The sequence below is a fragment of the Acinetobacter sp. ACNIH3 genome (genome assembly GCF_002918965.1).
Classification (GTDB): domain Bacteria; phylum Pseudomonadota; class Gammaproteobacteria; order Pseudomonadales; family Moraxellaceae; genus Acinetobacter; species Acinetobacter schindleri.
Genome location: NZ_PQLP01000045.1, coordinates 1 through 20,013 on the forward strand (window position 1 = coordinate 1; position 20,013 = coordinate 20,013).

18 protein-coding genes are annotated in these 20,013 nt (G+C 41.2%); 5 read left to right on the forward strand and 13 right to left on the reverse strand.

Annotated features, from left to right (window positions below; all coding sequences use genetic code 11):
• Window positions 1–241 precede the first annotated feature (241 nt).
• From C3420_RS13820 to rpmH, 13 genes are all read right to left on the reverse strand, one after another.
• Window positions 242–691, reverse strand: coding sequence for a hypothetical protein (locus tag C3420_RS13820; RefSeq protein ID WP_103801096.1), 450 nt, complete (start codon window positions 689–691; stop codon window positions 242–244).
• On the reverse strand, window positions 691–1,113 hold the full coding sequence (locus C3420_RS13825; protein ID WP_103857240.1) for a hypothetical protein: 423 nt from the start codon (window positions 1,111–1,113) through the stop codon (window positions 691–693). Before C3420_RS13825 ends, C3420_RS13820 begins: the two co-directional genes overlap by 1 nt.
• A gap of 238 nt (window positions 1,114–1,351) precedes the next feature.
• Window positions 1,352–1,615: a hypothetical protein gene (locus C3420_RS13830; protein WP_171294481.1), complete on the reverse strand. Its 264-nt coding sequence runs from the start codon at window positions 1,613–1,615 to the stop codon at window positions 1,352–1,354.
• A gap of 1,147 nt (window positions 1,616–2,762) precedes the next feature.
• Window positions 2,763–5,216: a DUF927 domain-containing protein gene (locus C3420_RS13835; RefSeq protein ID WP_103801052.1), complete on the reverse strand. Its 2,454-nt coding sequence runs from the start codon at window positions 5,214–5,216 to the stop codon at window positions 2,763–2,765.
• A 73-nt stretch (window positions 5,217–5,289) separates the two neighbouring features.
• Window positions 5,290–5,553: a hypothetical protein gene (locus C3420_RS13840; RefSeq protein WP_103801051.1), complete on the reverse strand. Its 264-nt coding sequence runs from the start codon at window positions 5,551–5,553 to the stop codon at window positions 5,290–5,292.
• A 121-nt stretch (window positions 5,554–5,674) separates the two neighbouring features.
• Complete coding sequence (locus C3420_RS13845; RefSeq protein WP_103801050.1) at window positions 5,675–5,887, reverse strand: helix-turn-helix domain-containing protein; 213 nt, start codon at window positions 5,885–5,887, stop codon at window positions 5,675–5,677.
• 3 nt (window positions 5,888–5,890) lie between these two features.
• A complete protein-coding gene (locus tag C3420_RS13850; RefSeq protein ID WP_103801049.1) occupies window positions 5,891–6,127 on the reverse strand; it encodes a helix-turn-helix transcriptional regulator in 237 nt (78 codons plus the stop codon).
• A gap of 584 nt (window positions 6,128–6,711) precedes the next feature.
• Window positions 6,712–7,953 carry a tyrosine-type recombinase/integrase gene (locus C3420_RS13855; RefSeq protein WP_103800915.1) on the reverse strand — a complete coding sequence of 414 codons (1,242 nt, stop codon included), beginning with the start codon at window positions 7,951–7,953 and terminating at the stop codon, window positions 6,712–6,714.
• A gap of 203 nt (window positions 7,954–8,156) precedes the next feature.
• Complete coding sequence (gene mnmE, locus C3420_RS13860) at window positions 8,157–9,515, reverse strand: tRNA uridine-5-carboxymethylaminomethyl(34) synthesis GTPase MnmE (protein WP_048880956.1); 1,359 nt, start codon at window positions 9,513–9,515, stop codon at window positions 8,157–8,159.
• Window positions 9,516–9,608: 93 nt separating this feature from the next.
• Complete coding sequence (yidC, locus tag C3420_RS13865; RefSeq protein WP_048880943.1) at window positions 9,609–11,372, reverse strand: membrane protein insertase YidC; 1,764 nt, start codon at window positions 11,370–11,372, stop codon at window positions 9,609–9,611.
• 5 nt (window positions 11,373–11,377) lie between these two features.
• Window positions 11,378–11,698 carry a membrane protein insertion efficiency factor YidD gene (gene yidD, locus C3420_RS13870; protein WP_004814012.1) on the reverse strand — a complete coding sequence of 107 codons (321 nt, stop codon included), beginning with the start codon at window positions 11,696–11,698 and terminating at the stop codon, window positions 11,378–11,380.
• 9 nt (window positions 11,699–11,707) lie between these two features.
• Complete coding sequence (gene rnpA, locus C3420_RS13875; RefSeq protein WP_004814013.1) at window positions 11,708–12,100, reverse strand: ribonuclease P protein component; 393 nt, start codon at window positions 12,098–12,100, stop codon at window positions 11,708–11,710.
• Between the two features lie 29 nt (window positions 12,101–12,129).
• Window positions 12,130–12,264, reverse strand: coding sequence for a 50S ribosomal protein L34 (rpmH, locus tag C3420_RS13880; protein ID WP_000831329.1), 135 nt, complete (start codon window positions 12,262–12,264; stop codon window positions 12,130–12,132).
• Between the two features lie 661 nt (window positions 12,265–12,925).
• Between rpmH and dnaA the strand changes: the two genes are divergently transcribed.
• The 5 genes from dnaA (at window position 12,926) to C3420_RS13905 (ending at window position 19,737) form a co-directional block, all read left to right on the forward strand.
• Complete coding sequence (gene dnaA, locus C3420_RS13885) at window positions 12,926–14,308, forward strand: chromosomal replication initiator protein DnaA (RefSeq protein ID WP_004897458.1); 1,383 nt, start codon at window positions 12,926–12,928, stop codon at window positions 14,306–14,308.
• Between the two features lie 109 nt (window positions 14,309–14,417).
• Complete coding sequence (gene dnaN / locus C3420_RS13890) at window positions 14,418–15,566, forward strand: DNA polymerase III subunit beta (protein WP_048880942.1); 1,149 nt, start codon at window positions 14,418–14,420, stop codon at window positions 15,564–15,566.
• 27 nt (window positions 15,567–15,593) lie between these two features.
• The gene (gene recF, locus C3420_RS13895) at window positions 15,594–16,676 is read left to right on the forward strand and encodes a DNA replication/repair protein RecF (RefSeq protein WP_048880941.1); all 1,083 of its coding nucleotides are present in this window, start codon (window positions 15,594–15,596) and stop codon (window positions 16,674–16,676) included.
• Between the two features lie 55 nt (window positions 16,677–16,731).
• Window positions 16,732–19,200 (forward strand): DNA topoisomerase (ATP-hydrolyzing) subunit B, encoded by a 2,469-nt coding sequence (gene gyrB / locus C3420_RS13900; RefSeq protein ID WP_048880940.1) that lies wholly within the window; start codon window positions 16,732–16,734, stop codon window positions 19,198–19,200.
• A 189-nt stretch (window positions 19,201–19,389) separates the two neighbouring features.
• Window positions 19,390–19,737 carry a hypothetical protein gene (locus tag C3420_RS13905; RefSeq protein ID WP_048880939.1) on the forward strand — a complete coding sequence of 116 codons (348 nt, stop codon included), beginning with the start codon at window positions 19,390–19,392 and terminating at the stop codon, window positions 19,735–19,737.
• Window positions 19,738–20,013 lie beyond the last annotated feature (276 nt).

Below are 20,013 nucleotides of genomic sequence, written 5' to 3' on the forward strand. Positions count from 1 at the left end.
AATATTGTTTTATATACAAATATCACAAAAAATAATCAAAATAAGTTTTTTTGGTAGTTTCTGCTAATAAAATAAAGCGGTTCTACCTCACTTAATAAAGTCTCTTTGAGTTTTAGTTCTTTAATTTATACTGTGTCGTAAAAAACTTCAGGACATGACCCTTTTATAAAATATGGAGTTCTTATCAGTTAGACTTAGTATTAAAAAACCCACCGAAGTGGGTCTCATTTTTATTTATTTTTCAACCTAAGCCTATTACAACCTGAGCCCCCTGAAAAGTATTACCTGAAAAACTCGATCCACCAATACTAAGGTTTTCTTGATTTCCAGTAATATTTAAGCCAATTGGTCTTAGATCCAATTTAGAAATAATAGCAGAATCACTCCCTGTCTTTTTAATTCTCAAAATTTTTGTAGTTCCAATAAAAATCTCAATTACCCCTTCTTCAGGTTTAGTAACCTCAACGCCTTTTACAGTTGGAACATTTCTATCAACCAACAATAACAACTCTTTCGTTGATGAGTTTTGCACAGCCTGGAGCCAAATTACAGGACCTGGACCATTTCCGACTAGTAGTGGTAATTCACTACCTAAAGAGAATGGAAAACCACCACCTAAAACCTTATTACTACATAAATTAAGCGTTTGGAATGCTTGGTAGTCTGCTGGGAGATTATGAAGACTATACATTACTTATCCTTCGCCTTAATAGTTGATCGTGATGGAGGGTTACTTGTGAAATGCTCATCTATACGCTTTAGGAGTTCTTTTTTAGGATTTGGAACTATATAAAGACCAATAAAATAACAAATACATGCAATACCTATTGCAACAAAACCTGTAACTACCTCATATGGTTCTAACTTTGTTGCGTAACCAAGTTGTTGAGCTATAAACCTTCCCACACTTGTAAGAAGCAATCCAAAACCTATAAAGAACACACTGCTTGAAAGCAAGTCAAATCGTCTTTGAGGGCTTTTAAGGTGATAATAATCCACAATGGTGAGTGGGTAATCCATGTGAGAGGTTAAGCTAAATCCTGCTTCCATGACAGCATCTTTAACTTGAAGTGTTACCTCTACAATTTGATTTTCTAATCCTTTATTTTGCACATCTGATTCACACAAATATGAGTTAATCCGATTATATGTATATTTATTAATTAGTGAACTACATATATTTTATTCTGCTCTCATCTATATGATTTTTACTAAGCTCAGGCATATTTTATCAGACATAACCACTATAGATGATATAACATATTTATTATTTATCAATATGTTATACCAATAAAATAAAGTAAGTAATAATTAGTAATTCTATAGAAATTAAATACTCTTTTATCTATCCTCACGCCGTAGCTTCATTAAAAAATACAAAAATTTTACTTTGAGAGGGACTTAATAAAAAAATAGTTTGACCATCCGCATCAGATTGATTAATACTTAAACTGTGATGCAGCACGTAGGGTTGGCTACTAGCCACCATTGCCGCTACTGCATGAGCACTTGGTTTGTAATTAGTAGCACTAGGCGATAACTTTGAGTTGTCGCCTTTTTTATTGAAATCATTAGAAATAGTATTATCTATTTTATTCACTGAAGAAAGTGACACTGTATTAAATAAATTCAGTCCTAGTGTCAAAAACTATATAAGAAAATTAAGTCTCATTTTCATAAAATTAATGCCTTAAAAATCTATTTCTAATTTAACGAAAAGATTTTTGGACTTGATGACAGAGATTAAAAATATCAAAACATAATATCAAAAATCGTTTTAGGGTCTCACAAGTATGGCGAAAAATAGTCTAAACATACATTTCTAAGTATTAAATTTTTATGAAGAAAATTACGAAAGAAGATTTATAAAAACTAGACGATTTAACATCTTTTATGAAAGTACTGGACCAAGTATTAAAAATACAAAAAGCCCGCTATTAGACGGGCTTCATGTAGCAACGCTTCCAAAGTCGGGAGCATCACAAGATGAACTTGCTAAACTTACCCGCAACGCTGGTTGCCAGCTTGAAAACAGTATAAAAAATCATCAAAACTAAGTCAATGCATTGTTAGATAATGCAAATAGCCGAGGACTGGGTACGCTCAGATTTTTTAGTTTTAGAAAATGACACTGAGTTAAAAAAATTCGTTTGCTGTGTCATTCAAATAAGTGAAAGTTACAGTAATAATAATTCAAAAAAAGAAAATTTATTAAAAAAATATTAATAATATCAATATGATGAATTTTTTAACAGCGGAAATTATGAATTTAAAGCTATTGATTTCAACCGTTTTGAACAGTATGTCGAAGTTGAAAAAAGTGCTATCAAAAATTTACTTATCACATCCCGAATCAAGCGCAGAAACATGGCTGAGATGATTCTTAAAGCCGGTAAACGCATTTCCATTACGATCGCTTTTTTACGTTCGGCTTCGTTCTTTTTATTATCTTGTTGGTTTATATATGTATCTTTTTAGGTAGACATGGTGGACGAGGTGGACATAGACATATATATATGATTTTAAATAATTAATACTGTCCACCAATATCAAAGACAGTATATAAAAAAAGTGGACATAAAAATTATAGTTGGTGGACAAGGTATATTAACTCTAAATCATGTCCACCTTATGTCCACCTATTAAAATATACATATTCATATAAAACAGACATAATAATATCTATATATAACAATGTATTAACTATAAAAATTATTTCTATGTCCACCATGTCCACTTCGTCCACCTTATAAAATCTATTTTTAGATTTCGCTATTCAAGTGCTGCATAGCCTCAATGCTAAAGTGCATCATTCTGGGCCGTGTGCCATCAGGTAGGGTATTGCTGGACTTCTTCACATATAGTTTCTTGTCTCCCTCAATAAACTCTTTAATCCAGCCATGTTTAATCAATACCTTTTTGACATTCGCTTCATTCATGCCTATACACATTTCCTTTTTAAACATGGTCGGGGATACAAGGTAGTGCTTGCCTTCTGGATCGTAGTAGCCAACGCGGTTATGAACACGTGGGCGGATTACTTCACCGTCTGCCTGTCTGATTACAGTCAAGTCCTCAAAACGGCTCGTTCCGTTGGATTCAAAGAATGCTTTGATATGCTCCAAAATCTTTGTTTCCTCCATGTTCTCGCCACTGCCTAGACTACCCAGCCAAGTATTAAAACATTGCGCTACAGCCTCGAATGCGCGTCCTTGCTGCCATCCTGTAATGCCTGCCAGTGTTGCCATCTCTCCTGCCACCGCCACCAATGCAAAACGGCGTAAAACACGGTTAGCCTGTCCGTTCTTTGTCTGGGTATGTTGCTCAACAAAGCTTTCTAATAATTTCTGGGCCTGCTGCATTACTGCATCTTTATCGCTGGTCAGATACTCAAGCCATTTGATGCCAGCATGTCCGTAATGTTTTGATGCCAACTCATTAACTCGATTGCCCACATCACTTGAATTGCTGCCATAGTTGATGCACTCAAATACACCGTAGCCCTTGCCTGCATCACTGGACAAGTGAGCAAAGCGAAGTAATAAGCCTGCATCAAGTTCAATATTGCCACGGCGTAAATGGTCTTCCAGTGTAATTTCGCCTGTGGATGTGTACATCAGTCCGAACTGTTTAGTATCTTTGTTCTTGCCTGCTTTGGTGCTTCGGGCCTTGCCTTGTCCACCTGTAAGCATATAGACAATATCTGACACGGCTTTAGGGGTAGCCTGTCGCAATTCATCAAGGTTTAAAAAGCTGTCATTTCTCAATTCGGCTTCATTTTCTAAAGCGTTATCCGTAGTCCTCCATGACTTAGATATATGCTTAGGGTTGCCCCATACGCTACACGATGCCTTGGTGATGGTACTTTTGCCGTCTGTTGATGTGCCGTATATATGGAATCCACCGCTTTCAATAGCTAACGGCGTTACAAGCTGACCAGAAAATGCGCATGAGAACGCCAATACTGCCAATGAGTGTGGCTCAATGAGTCGGCTTAGTTCCTGCCATCCTTCAAAGCTCCCCGAAACGGTATAAGGGCTTTTGCTGTCAGTGTGAAATAACAGTTCCTCATCTTCACTGTTGCCATAGGTTTTATTGGCTGTAGCAAAACAGTAGCCATGCCATCCGGCCCGATCTACACACCTAAAACGCTGCTCTATCGGGTAATCCTGAATGTAGTTAATAAATACATTTTTCTTGTATGCTTGGCGCGGTGGCATTAACCCATGATTGGCAATAATCTTTAATGCTTCCTGTGCTTCACCCATGAAATGCTCATAAGGAATAAGTAGGCGGTGTAAGGTATTGTCCTTATCGTGGAACTGAATAACGCGCTTCCAGTTGTCATTATTCTGGCTTCGTGCTTCACCCAAAATGATTGTAGAATGAGAAATAAAGGTACATGTCTGCTTAACTTCGCCGTCATCGTCCCTTTTTTCTTTGATGAGATATAAGCCATTCTCCATAATGTGCAAAAATGAATTGTCATCCATCTTGAACGGCTTGGCTAAATGACCTTTAGGTAAAATGCTTTTGAACACTAAAGCCTCTATAGCTTCATCAAGAAATGCCAGTATTTCGGCTGTGTCCTCATCTTTAGTAAGCTGATAAAAAAACTCACTTACACCAACTTTTAAATACTGATTCAGCAATCTTACGGCCGTGTTTTGCTCCAATGCCTTGAATGGCTCAAGCTGTATATGCTCAGGTCTGATAGGTATATAAAGCTGTTTATAACCTGCCTTCGATAACTGATTAATCACAAATTGGATTTGTTCAAAATCAAATGGCTTGAGTGCTGTTTGATGTTTATTGCATAGAGTAGGAAGTCCCACTAAAGCAACGGCATAACCGGTTTGGGCAATCTTAAAGAATATCTCTAGGTTATAGGTGATGATGATAGGCTCTGCATGGTCAAAATGACCATACAAAGCAAAACCTTTGGCTAATCCATCGGGAATAACTTGAATCTGTTGTTTGTCCTGTAGTACTGCACACTGAACAAGATTTAATTGACCATCATAGATAGGTAGAATCAAAGGATCGGTATAGCTCATGCCGTTAATATCTACATTGGACTGATCAACATAAATCGGCTGTAGCGGACTGCCAAAACGCTGAATAATAGGATGATTAATATATGCGTCATCCGATGGATTTAACATCGTACAACCTGCTAAGATGCTATCGGGTTTGATAAGGGCGGTGCTATTCATATGTCATCGCCTTTTTCATTTGCTTCCGAACCAACCTGTAAACTTTGGATAGTTTGAATTTGATCAAACACAATTAATCCTCTCCACTTTCAAAAACTAAAGGCAGAACTTGCTCAATCATTTCTAGTTGTGTTTGAAGTTCAATAATTTTTTCGTCACTAATTAAGTCATCATCATTTTTAAAGTATTGGAAAGTAGCAATAGAAATATTCTTGCTACCAGATACCAACTCAAATGCAACATCTTGAGCGTTCAAATGATTTTCTTCAGGGTAAGCAATAAAAAAAATGCTAGCATTTGACGGTGACAGATAGTCATTTTGAATTTGGTTGGCCATGATTACCTACGCACCTTTTTAATTATTGAATAAATACGCTGGGCCAAACTTTGCTTATGGGCAAAATCTATAGATTGAATGCGCTTGCGCGTAACTTGATGAATTTTACTAATAGGCAGATTCATGCCTGCACCTCTCTCAGTACATATCGAGCATGTGTGCCTTTGCTATTTAAATTAAGTTCTCTATGAGTCACGATGTCATAACCAATATTGCGTAAACACTTAATAACAGCACTCAAACGGTAGCAATTAAAGTATGCAATAGCTTCAATTTGACTCAATGTCTTACCACTTTTTAAATAATTTAAAACTTGGGTTTGATGGTTTTGCATGATTTAAGCCTCCATCGTTGCAATGGCTGCTTTGTGAGTGGCTATGCGCTCACTAATCCACTGGTCAATATCAGATTCAATCCACGCTACACGGCGCTCGGAAATATTGACCGATTTTGGAAATGTGCCTTGTTGCATCATTGCGTAAATTGACGATGCACCTAAGCCAGTTTTGGCCTGTACTTCTTTACGGCGGATCAGGCGGATATTTTGGTTTTTTTGTTCTTTAGATAAAATCATCTAAACATTCCTTAATAAAAGGTAGATGCCTAGACACAAATTTAGATACTACAAAAAACAGCATTAAAATGTTATAAACACATGTTTTTACATATTTTTATATCCTAAAAACGAAAAATCACCGTATGGTATTATTCTTTAAAGAATAAAATGCTATGCTTATTCTGTGATATTGCATAATTTAATAAACATATTAGACTTTGCATATAACTTTTTTTGACTCTGTTTACATTCTAGTTTTCCTAGTTTGTGCCTTTCAGGGCGGGGTTAAAAATGTTAGGCATTTTGTGATTGGCGTCACTTCATGCCACTGTTTAAGAAAAGATCAGGTATTGGCGTACTTGGTCTTTTTTCTTTATCAAATCTAAAGACATATTAGACTTTAAGAGTTCCTAGTGAATGCATTAAAACTCATTAATGTCACTTTAGAAGAGTTTTACTTAAATACAATATCCTTTATGGCAAAAGTGTATAATTTTCGATACACTTTTTAATTTAAAATTCTATAGAGTCGGAATTTTTCATAATAATCATAATTTTTTAACTATTTTGAAGTTACTTAAGTAATAGAAATTAAATTCAAATTAACCGACCTTATTGCTACTGGACTCGTTAAAAAAGATCAAATTAGGTTTATAAATTAGACTAAAAATATGATTACTCCACTTTTGCATCAACTCTTTACGCTCTTTTTCATACTTTGCTTTGTTGTATACGCCTCGAATGCCTCGCATTGCGTGGTTTAAACATGCCTCTATTGCGTCACTATGAAAGCCTTGTTCATTCAAGTGTGTGCTTGCAGTTCTTCTCAAGTCGTGGACTGTGAACGGTGGCAAGTCCGTTAATGCCAGTGCTGCCTTTTGCGCCGTATTAAAAGCATTATGACTTATGTGGGTACCAGGCTTTCTCCCTACAAAAACAAAAGGCTCATTGCCTGCAATCACTTTGAGTTCCTTAAATATTTCTATAACCTGATCCGACATATAAACAACCATTTCACGACTATGACCAGTTGCGCTGTCTGCCTTCGTTTCAGGAATAAGCCATATTCGACTATGAAAATCGATATGCTCCCATTTGGCCCTCAATAGCTCTGATTTTCTAACTAATGTCAGCAATGACAACAAAAGGCCCAGCTTTCTAGGTCGGTAGATTCTTGAATTTAGTAAGGTGGTGTAATAGATACGAATCTCATTTGTGCTTAAATATCTATCTCTAGGCTTAGCCTTGTGTACGTGTCGTGATGGGATAGCCAAAACAGGGTTATACGGCACAAGGCCTAAAGTCATTGCATAATCAAACATGCGCTTTAACAGGCCTCTGACCTGGTTAGCTGCTGCATCATATCCCTGATCTTTTTTACGCCATATTGTACGGCGAATATCATCGATACTGACTTGATCTAGTGGAATACTACCCATAGTCGGGTAAATGTCATTATTCAAACATAGAATCATGTTGTATGGATTTTTACGTTCTTTTTTTATTACTTCATTCAAATAGCGTTCGCCGTAGTCCTTAAATAAAATGCCTTGGGGCTTTACCTTGTCTTTTTTAGGTGAAATACCTTTAGCCACCAATGACGCGGATTCATCTCGAATCTGCCTAGCATCCTTTAATGACAAGTCAGGATAACGACCAATAACAAGGCGTTCTTGCTTACCTGCAAGTGAATAACGGTAATGCCACGACTTAACACCTGACTCAAGTATCTCAATAGATAATCCATTATTCAGTTTGTCTTTAACTGAATATCGCTTGTCCTGAGGTTTCAGGTTTTGAATCTCTCTATCAGTAGAGAAAGTTGGCTTACTTACTTTGGCCATACCTAGTCACCAATGTCTAAAATTTAGGATAAAAAGCCACGTGGCTATACTGTGACTAAAAAAATCATAGCACCAGATGTCTTTATAGAACATATTGGAACAATAAAAAGACAATAAAAAAGCACTAAGTTACTAAAACTTAATGCTATTTAATTTATATAGGAATCTATTGGAACTTATTGGAATTTAGACCTAAATTGAAATTACTTTCCAATACAGAACGACCCAAAGATCTTGCCCAACAGGTCATCCGCACTAAAGTCACCGGTGATCTCACCTAGAGCATTCTGTGCCAGACGCAAGGATTCTGCCACTAACTCACCTGCGTTATATACTACCAGTTGTTCACGAGCTTCAGCCAGATACACCTGGGTACGCTTGATTGCGTCTAAATGACGAGTACGGGCAATAAAGGTATCTTCTTCAGGCTGGAAGCCTGCATGCGCTGTAATCGCCTCTATGAGCGCTTGTACACCGGTTTCCTGCTTGGCTGAGACAGTGATATGACGGAAACCCTGAAAATCATCGATGATAGCTTCGGCACCGGTCAAATCTGCTTTATTACCAATCAGCATCAGGCGTTTCGGTTCAATATGTTCAGCAAAATATTCCTGTGCCAGTTGTAATGGATCATCACCCTGACTCAGGTCATAGACTAGCAACAGCAGATCTGCCTGTTCAATTTCCTTGATTGCACGACGAATCCCTTCTTTTTCCACGATATCACCCGTTTCACGCAGACCGGCAGTATCAGTCAGGGTAATTGGCAAACCATTTAAGGTAATTTTCTCATGCAAAACGTCACGTGTCGTACCCGCAATATCGGTCACAATGGCGCGTTCAATCCCGGCCAAAGCATTCAATAAGGACGATTTACCGGCATTGGGTTTACCGGCAATGACCACCTGCAAACCTTCACGTAACAACTGACCTTGACGTGCGGATTGCTGGACTTGAGTGACTGCATTGGATACGCCATCCAGCAGATTTAAAATCTTGCCATCTGCCAGAAAGTCGATTTCTTCTTCCGGGAAATCAATTGCCGCTTCTACATGCAGACGCAAATGAATCAGCTGCTCAAGTACGGCATTCACCTTGGTCGAAAATGCGCCTTGCAGAGAACGTACTGCCGAACGTGCAGCCGCTTGCGATGTCGCATCAATCAGGTCAGCAATGGCTTCAGCCTGGACCAGATCCAGCTTGCCATTTTCAAAGGCACGCATGGAGAATTCACCTGCTTTGGCTGCTGTTGCCCCAAGTTCCAACAAACGTGCCAGCAGAGCATTCTGGATGACCGGACCGCCATGGCCTTGCAGTTCAACCACATCTTCGCCCGTGAAAGAATTTGGATTCGGGAAGCAGATCGCTAAACCTTCATCCATGACTTCACCTGCCGCATCATAAAACTGGCGAAAACCGGCAAATCGGGCTTTTGGCAGGTCTTTGCGAGTCAGGGCCTGAGCAATCTCATAAGATTTTGGACCAGACAGACGAATCACCCCAACGCCGCCACGTCCCGGTGGTGTCGCAATCGCAGCAATCGTAGTGGTTGGGTTGAGCATAAAATTCACCTGCAGAAGAACAAAAAGTACAGCCAAAAAAAATCCGCCTAAGATTACCATCTTAAGCGGATTTATTCAGCCCGTCAGTTCAACTTAGTTGACTGGCTTTGCCTCATCACGTTGTGCACGATCTTTGGCAACAGACTTGTTGATCAAGCTTTGCTGCAGGATGGTAATCAGGTTGTTGACAATCCAGTACAGCACCAGACCAGCCGGGAAGAACAGTAAGAATACTGTAAAAATCACTGGCATGATCTTGAACACTTTCGCCTGCATTGGATCAGTCGGTTGTGGGTTCAACGACTGCTGGATATACATGGTTGCACCCATCAGCAATGGCAGGATGAACCAAGGATCCATTGAAGATAAATCCTGAATCCACAGCATCCATGGTGCATGACGCAGTTCCACAGATTCCATCAGTACCCAGTACAATGCCAGGAAGATTGGCATTTGCAGCAAGAGCGGTAAACAGCCGGCAAGTGGATTTACCTGCTCGCGTTTGTACAGTGCCATCATCTCTTGAGAGAAGCGCATACGGTCTTCACCGAACTCTTCTTTCATACGCTGCATTTCTGGCGCAATCACACGCATTTTCGCCATAGAGCGGTAACTCTTCGACGACAATGGCCACAGGATCAGTTTTACCAGAATAGTCAACAGAATGATCGCCCAGCCCCAGTTACCTACCAGGCCATGGAAAAATTCCAGACCAACAAATAGTAGTTTGGCAATCGGCCATAACCAGCCATAATCTACAGTCTGGTTCAGACCTGTTGCCAGATCTTTGAGCTCTGACTGGATTTTTGGACCAGAATAGAAGGTCGCATCAATTTCAGCCACAGTACCGGCAGGTACATTGAAGGTCGGAGAGGTAAAGCCAATGATATTCATGTTATCAGTTGACTTACGTGATTCCAGCTTCGCCGTATAGGCCTCGCCATTGCCCTGTGTCAGTTTCAGGTTACCTGGTACCCATGCACTGACAAAGTAGTGCTGCACCATCGCAACCCAGCCGCCTTTGGCTTCAGTGCTGAGTTTTTCTTCAACAAAGTTGTCAAATTTCAACTTGTTGTAATGCTCATCCGGGGTACCCCAAGCGCCACCCAAGAAAGTACCTAAAGTAAAGATACCTTGATCAGATTTGCCTGGATCCTCAGAATTGTCACGCTTGATCTGGCCAAACATTTGACCTTGCCAAGCCTGTCCACTGCGGTTGATAACCTTGTGGTTCACGACAACTGGATATTCACCTTCAGTAAAATTGAAGGTTTTGATGATTTCTACACCATCTGCCGTCTTGAATACCATTGGCACAGACAGAACTTTTACATTCTCGCCATCTTTATTTTTGACTGCCTTAGCATCTGCCAGGGTATAAGCAGTTTTTTCCAGCTCATAGCTTGGACGGCCATTACGGCTGCTGTCCGGTCCATTTAGACCAATTAAACCTGACTGCGCGACATAAGTACGTTTCGCATCGCTTTCCAGCATGACGAAAGGTTCATCGCTGTCTTTGTTTTTGTCATGATTGAGTAATTCAACACGAACAATATCACCACCTTTAGGATTAATCCAAAGATGATAAAGGTCAGTTTGTACTGAAATAAGCTGCTGACTTACAGGTGCTGTAGCATCCGTGGCTTGCTGCGCTGGAACATTTGCTTGTGGCACATCAGAAGCGGCGGTAGCCGTCTGAGCATTTGGCAAATCTGCTGACACTTCTTGCGACACAACTGCAGTTTCCTGCTGAGGTTGAGCTTCCGCATTTCCATAATCTTTTTGCCACGCCAAAATGAGCAAATATGCGACAACAAACATAGCCCCGAGAATTGCAATCCTGGCCCATTGTTGCATATGTATTACCCCAAGTGGTGAGAGTGATTTTGGTTCAATAAACGATCACGAAAGGGTACAGCAACGTGAAGCGTTTGAGAATCTATTTGCTGAAATGAAATAAAACGAATCGCTTTCGGAGGAACAGGATCGTATCCTGAGCCACCCCACGGATGACAACGGCAAATACGTTTAGTAGCCAGCCACACACCACGCACAGCTCCATGTGTATGGACTGCTTCCAAGGAATATTGAGAACATGTTGGAAGATAACGACAGCGTGGTCCAAGTAAAGGACTAATCGCAATCTGATAGAAACGGATCAACCAATGCAGTAAACGTACCATTGGCCATCTCTACTTTTGTGGGGAGGGAGCTATTTTTATATGCTTTTTGGCAAGACGGTTGAGTTTCTGCCAAGCAAATTGTAGTTGCTGGTGCAATTCTGCATTCGGGACTGTATCAATACCAGCTTTTGGCATCACCACAATATCCAGATCGCTGAGCTGCTGTTGATGCAGGCGAAAACTTTCGCGAGCAAGACGTTTTACTCGATTTCGTTCATGCGCACGGCGCACTTTTTTCTTGGCAACAACTAAACCCAAACGGCTATTTGGCAGTTCGGACGGTTTTGCAAGAAATAAGAAATGGGGTTGATGCACTTTTAAAAGCGCACCATCAAAGACACCTTTATAATCGGCAGCACAGCGTAATCGTAACTCTGTGCCAAAACCATAAAGTGTTGTCATATCACCCAAAGTCGGCGAAGCCTAACTGATTAAACAGTTAAGCTGTGACGACCTTTTGCACGACGGCGAGCTAGAACTTGACGACCAGCTTTAGTAGCCATACGAGCACGGAAACCATGAACGCGTTTACGCTTTAATTCAGATGGTTGGAATGTACGTTTCATGTCGAAACTCCAAAAATGATCTTTCTATGAAGGTCCGCGATTTTAGTGCTCATTGCTTGAGCTGTCAATGCAAAAGCATATTTCTTTTCAAATTAGTCTAGGAATTGGCTTGTCTGATACTTTTCAAATTGTGTAGTCAAAGAGTGAATAAAATAGTTAACCACAATATAAACAATTGTTTTAATATTATATTTTAGTTATTAACATCTATATCAACAGATTTATCCACAATACTATACACAATTCAAATTTAGATTCTCGTTTTGAATTTAAATTTAAACCATGTGTTGGTTATCCACAGAAAGTCTGGATCTTATAAATAAATTCAAATTTATAAATTTAAATTTATTACTATTAGGGAACTGTTTTTCTGTGGAAAATGCATTTTTGATTTTAATAAACATAATCTTATATTGTGGATAAAACTGTTTCTATAATTTTTATACTTTGTGGATAACTTTATGTTATATTTTATCCACAGCTTGCGGATAAACTTATCCACACCAGGTTTTAAATTTAAATTTATGCATGAAAAGCGCTTTTTTGAACGATTTATGCTGAATATTTCATGACAGATGTGGATAACTTGGTTAGAATGGCGACCCGCTTTCAGGTGCGGCAATGGCTTTTGAATAAACAATGGAATGAATAGGGGATTCACATGCTTTGGACAGACTGCTTAAATCGCTTGCGACAAGAGCTCTCTGGAAATGTCTTTACAATGTGGATACGCCCACTGGTTGCAGAGGAACTGGACGATACTCTTCGTCTTTATGCACCGAACCCTTACTGGACGCGCTACATTCAAGAACATCATCTGGAGCTGATCTCGATTCTGGCGGAACAGTTATCTGAAGGCCGGATCCGTAAAGTCGAAATTCTGGTGGATTCCCGTCCTGGTGCGATTTTATCTGCCAGTGAACAGCCAGCGACCACCACGGCTGCTTTAGAAACACAGCCAGTGAGTACGCCTGCGCCTCGCCCACGTAAAGAAAAAGAAGAATCAGTTAAAAATAGCCGCAAGCGTCAGCTAAATCCCTTATTCACTTTTTCTCTATTTGTGGAAGGCCGCTCGAATCAGATGGCCGCAGAAACCTGCCGTAAGGTTTTGACCCAGCTCGGTGCATCTCAACATAACCCGTTATTTTTGTATGGCCCGACCGGTCTGGGTAAAACCCACTTAATGCAGGCAGTAGGGAATGCATTATTGCAAGCCAAGCCGAATGCCCGCGTGATGTATATGACCGCAGAAAGCTTTGTGCAGGACTTTGTCAGCTCGCTGCAGCAGGGCAAGGTTGAAGAATTCAAGAAAAACTGTCGTTCTCTGGATTTATTACTGGTCGATGATATTCATTTATTGGCGGGTAAAGAGGCCAGTCTGGTTGAGTTCTTCTATACTTTTAACGCACTGTTGGACGAATCGAAACAGATCATTCTGACCTCGGATCGTTATCCGAAAGAACTGACGGAGCTGGATCCTCGTCTGGTTTCACGTTTCTCCTGGGGCTTGTCGGTAGGGGTTGAGCCGCCCGATATTGAAACCCGTATTGAAATTTTACTTAAAAAAGCTGAAAGCAATGAAGTTGACCTGCCACGTAACTGCGCACTGTTTATTGCACAACAAGTGGTTGCGAATGTGCGTGAGCTTGAAGGTGCACTAAACAAAGTGGTGGCGATTTCCCGCTTTAAAGGCACACCGATTGATCTGGATGTAGTGCGTGAATCCTTAAAAGATGTTTTGGCGATTCGCGCCCGCACCATCAGTACTGAAAATATTCAGCGTGTGGTCAGTGAATATTTCCGTATTCCACTGAAAGAACTGGTCGGTCCGAAACGTACCCGTATTTATGCACGTCCGCGTCAGCTTGCAATGGGTCTGGCACGTGAATTGACCGGAGACAGTTTCCCGGAAATTGGCATGGCATTTGGTGGTCGTGACCACAGTACCGTGATGCACGCCTGTGAAAAAGTATTGAGTCTGCGTGAGGAAGATCCGATCTTCAACGAGGACTATAAAAACCTGCAGCGCCTGCTGCAAAGCTAAGCCAAAACGCTCAAATTCTGCGCTTGCTATGCGGCTTTTTTTGCCGCATAGTACAGTGCTAAATAATTAACTTTTCCATATTAATCTTCAGTTTTCAGAGGAATGTACCGTGCGTTTAAAAATCGCGAAAGAGAGCTTACTGAATGTTCTATCACATGTCGTAGGAGCGGTTGAACGTCGCCATACCCTAAACATTCTGTCTAACCTGAAAATTCAAGTGACAGCTCAAGTATTAACGGTGACTGGTTCAGATCTTGAGGTAGAACTGGTAGCAAGTATGCCTCTGAATGAAGGTGCATGTTTGCAAGCCGGTGAAACCACGGTTCCTGCACGTAAGCTGATTGATATCTGTAAATCTTTGCCATCAGCTGCGTTGGTAGATCTGCAAATTACTGAAGATCAGCGCTGTATTTTAAAGTCTGGAAACAGCCGTTTTGTGCTCGGTACCTTGCCTGCTGAAGACTATCCATTGCTGTCGACTGAAAACAGTCAGGGCACCCAGGTAACTGTGACCCAGCGTGAACTAAAACGCCTGTTTGAAAAAACTGCGTTTGCGATGGCGGTACAGGATGTACGTTTCTACCTGACCGGTACATTACTGGAAATTGATGCTAACCAATTGCGTGCAGTGACTACGGATGGTCACCGTCTGGCGCTGTGTGAAACAGCTGCGCAATCGACTGCAGCTCAGCCAATTCAGGCGATTGTGCCACGTAAGGCAGTAGGTGAATTACAGCGTTTACTTAGTGTTGAAGATGATCAGTTATCATTGCTGATTGGTCGTGAATTGCTAAATATAACTATCACTGTTGCAAACCGTGATAAGGAGCAGGGGGATACTACAGTACGTTTCACCACCAAATTGATTGATGGTAAATTCCCTGACTATCGCCGTGTGATTCCACGTGGTGGTGACAAGCACGTGATCATCGCACATGACGTATTCAAGCAATCTCTGCAACGTGTTGCGATTTTGAGTAATGAGAAACTTCGTGGTGTATTCCTGAACTTTAATGCGGATTCACTGCAACTGCGTGCCAATAACCCGGAGCAGGATGAAGCGATTGAAGATCTGGCCATTCAGTATGCGGATGCACCAATGGAAATGTCTTTCAATGCGCAATATTTGCTAGAAGTCTTGGGTGTGCTGGACGGTGATGATGTCTCCATGAGCATGACCGAAGCAAACCAGTCGGTGTTGGTTCAGGATCCTGCACATACTGATCAAACTTATGTGGTCATGCCGATGCGCGTTTAAGCGGCAGCATCCAGGCACAAGCTAATCATGCATATTACGCGTTTGCATATAGAGCGTGTACGAAACTTAAAAACGGTTGCACTCCAGGGATTGCAGCCGTTTAACGTTTTTTATGGCCAGAATGGTTCAGGCAAGACCTCTATTCTGGAAGCCATTCACCTGTTGGCCACAGGGCGTTCTTTTCGTACCCATATTCCTAAAAATTACATTCAGCACAGCGCTTCGGATGCGATCGTGTTTGCCCAGTCTGATACCGAAAAAATCGGTATGCAGAAAATGGCCAGTGGTGAGCAGTTGATCAAGGTAAATGGTGATCTGGTGGCGACTCAGGGGCAGCTGGCCAAGCTGCTACCTTTGCAGCTGATTGATCCACAAAGCACCGATATTATCGATCATGGTGCCAAGCCACGCCGACAGTTATTGGACTGGTTAATGTTCCACGTGGAACCAAAATTCTATCATGCCTGGCAATATTATTCGCGTGCCTTGAAACAGCGCAACAGCTTGCTAAAGTCCAGGCGCTACCTCAGTCTTTCAGAGCTAGAGCCGTGGAACCAAATGCTCAGTCAATATGGTGAGATTCTGCATTCACAACGGATCGGTATTGTCGAGCAATGGAAAGTTTTCTTTGAGGAAGACCTGAAACATTTGCTGCCAGATCTCACGATTAGCCTGGATTATAGTCCCGGTTTTCATGCTGAAACTGGCCTGCTCAATGACCTGACCAATCATCATGAGCGGGACGTTGAAAGACGCTATACAGAATACGGCCCACATCGCGCAGATTTGCGTCTGAAGACCCCTCTAGGAGATGCAGATGTGATCCTGTCTCGTGGACAGAAAAAGCTGCTGCTGATGGCGTTAAAACTGTCTCAAATTGCAATGCTACATTCTTGTAATAAGGAAACTGTGGTATTATTAGATGATCTGACAGCAGAATTAGATTTAACCGCCCAACAACGTTTAATTGAGCGATTGAGCCAACTTGGTAGTCAAGTTTTTATTACCACTTTAGACCACGAATCAGTACAAAAGCATTTACATGATTTGTCTATCTCATATCAGTTATTCAATGTTGAAAACGGTATCGTTCAGGTTGTTGTGCAATAGTATTTTAAAGTTTTACCCATCTTTGGATAGACCTATTTTTCACTAGGGAGAAACCATGAGTTCAGAAGATCAAGCTGCTTCTCAACCAGAACAAACCATTGAAAAGGCTTATGATTCCTCTAGCATCAAGGTATTACGTGGTTTAGACGCTGTGCGTAAGCGTCCGGGCATGTACATTGGTGATACAGACGACGGTACAGGCTTACACCACATGGTTTTCGAGGTGGTCGACAACTCGATTGACGAGGCACTGGCAGGTCACTGTGATGAAATTTTAGTGACTATTCATGAAGATGAATCGGTGTCAGTATCAGATAACGGCCGTGGTATTCCAACTGATATTCATCCTGAAGAAGGTGTGTCTGCAGCAGAAGTAATTCTGACTATTCTACATGCCGGCGGTAAGTTTGATGACAACAGCTATAAGGTCTCTGGTGGTCTGCACGGGGTAGGTGTTTCGGTTGTAAATGCCCTGTCAGAAAAACTGGAACTGACCATTCATCGTGCTGGTCATATTCATCAGCAGGAATACCGCCATGGCGATTCACAGTACCCGTTAAAAGTCATTGGTGATACAGACCGAACCGGTACCCGTGTACGTTTCTGGCCAAGTGCTGAAACCTTTAGTCAGACCATTTTCAATGTCGATATTCTGGCGCGCCGTTTACGTGAATTGTCATTCCTAAATGCCGGTGTGCGTATCGTACTGCGTGATGAACGCATTAATGCCGAGCACATCTTTGATTATGAAGGTGGTCTGTCCGAATTTGTAAAATATATCAATGAGGGCAAAACTCACCTGAATGATATCTTCCATTTTACTACGATGGCGGAGAACGGGATCGGGGTAGAAGTGGCATTGCAATGGAATGATTCTTATCAGGAAAATGTACGCTGCTTTACCAACAACATCCCGCAAAAGGATGGTGGTACGCATTTAGCCGGTTTCCGTGCTGCACTGACCCGTGGTTTAAATAACTATATGGACAGTGAAAATATTCTGAAAAAAGAAAAAGTTGCAGTATCTGGTGATGATGCACGTGAAGGCTTGACTGCGATTGTATCGGTGAAAGTACCGGATCCGAAATTCTCATCACAGACCAAAGAAAAGCTGGTGTCGAGCGAAGTAAAAACTGCGGTCGAACAGGCCATGAATAAGTCATTCTCAGAGTACTTGTTAGAGAATCCGCAAGCAGCGAAATCAATCGCGGGTAAAATCATAGATGCCGCACGTGCCCGGGATGCAGCGCGTAAAGCACGTGAAATGACACGTCGTAAGAGTGCGTTAGACATTGCCGGTCTTCCAGGTAAACTGGCAGACTGTCAGGAAAAAGATCCAGCATTGTCTGAACTGTACCTGGTCGAGGGTGACTCGGCGGGTGGTTCTGCGAAACAGGGTCGTAACCGTAAGATGCAGGCAATCTTGCCACTGAAAGGTAAAATCCTGAACGTGGAACGTGCACGTTTCGACCGTATGATTTCATCGGCTGAAGTGGGGACACTGATTACTGCACTGGGCTGTGGTATTGGTCGTGAGGAATATAATCCGGACAAGTTGCGTTATCACAAAATCATCATCATGACCGATGCTGACGTGGATGGTTCGCACATCCGTACCTTGCTGTTGACCTTCTTCTTCCGTCAAATGCCGGAACTGGTTGAACGTGGTCATATTTATATTGCACAGCCACCGCTGTACAAGCTGAAAAAAGGTAAGCAGGAACAGTACATTAAGGATAATGATGCGCTGGAAACTTACCTGATTTCGAATGCGATTGATGAACTTGAACTGCACATCAGTGCGGATGCACCTGCTATTCGTGGTGATGCACTGGCAAATGTGATTGCAGATTACCAGACCTCGCAAAAAAGCTTGAATCGTTTGACGCTACGTTATCCTGCAACATTGCTGGATGGTCTGTTGGCGCTTGAAGCATTTAAACTGGATCAGGCAAATGATCTGGATTATGTGGAAAACTGGGCAATGCAGTTGCGTCAACACATCGAAGACAAGCAACCAAGCTTGCGTCCTGAGCTGGGTATTGAAACTTTCGAGAAGGAAGATGCAGAAGGCAACAAGTCTGTGACTTATCTGCCACGTATCACGATTTATATCCATAACTTGCCACATGTTTATCTGCTTGATTCAGGTCTGTTGGGTTCAAGTGAATATGCACGTTTATTGAAGAACTCGAAGAGCTGGTTCACGTTACTCGAAGAGGGTGCTTACCTACAAAAAGGTGAGCGCAAGATTCTGGTGAATAGCTTCCATGAAGTATGGCAGCACATCCTGCAAGACTCACGTCGCGGCATGATGATCCAGCGTTATAAAGGTCTGGGTGAGATGAATGCGGATCAGCTGTGGGAAACCACCATGGATCCAGAAAACCGTAACATGCTACAGGTAACGGTACAGGATGCGATTGAAGCAGATCGTATGTTCTCTTGCTTGATGGGTGACGACGTAGAACCACGCCGTGCCTTCATTGAAGAGAATGCTCTAAACGCAGATATCGATGCATAACTGATACACAATACACTTAAAAAAGCACCTTTCGGGGTGCTTTTTTTGTGATCAATTTATGCTAATGTCATTTTAACTGGTTAGTATATTCAGCAGCTGATCAGTGATTCTGGCACCCTATCTGGTGATTTTTTTATTCGCAGTATTTGTCTGATCTGGGCCAGCCTATAGCAATAAAGAGGTTTATCCATGGATAGCCAGCTTGAAGAAGTTCGTAAAATTTGGGCCAATGCATTCTATACCGGTCATTATGAGGTTCTGCGTCAGTATGAGCATGAAGACTTTAAGGTGGTGTTTGAGCAGAAAAACCGTGTAGAAACCAGTTATGTCCGTTATGACAGAATTGCGCATGCGGTCAAGAATGGGGTCTGGAAACCGCATAAGCCTGAAGTAGAATATGAAGATTACGAATATAATGCGAATCAGACGGAATGTTGTGTGGTGACTGGTTTAGCTAAAGATAAACATCGTATTCAGGAATTATGGCGCTATGAAAACGAATGGAAAATCATTGAACTTCGATTTCTAAAATCCTAGATTTTCAACCGCTTAACAAAGTTATAAAAATAAAGTAATTAATAAATCAAAATATGTGTGAATAGTCCCATTCCTAAATAAGTTCAAAGCTTGAGCAATAGTGTGGATAACTCCAAAGTTATCCATATTTATTTATGTGAATAAGATAGTATTTATCCACAATAGATTTACTTTAAATCAGCTCTTATTTTAAATTCAAATTTATTCTCTGGTGACTTGTGGGTAAATATTTTTAAATTTAAAATAACGTTTTAAATTTAAATTAGCAGCTTATGC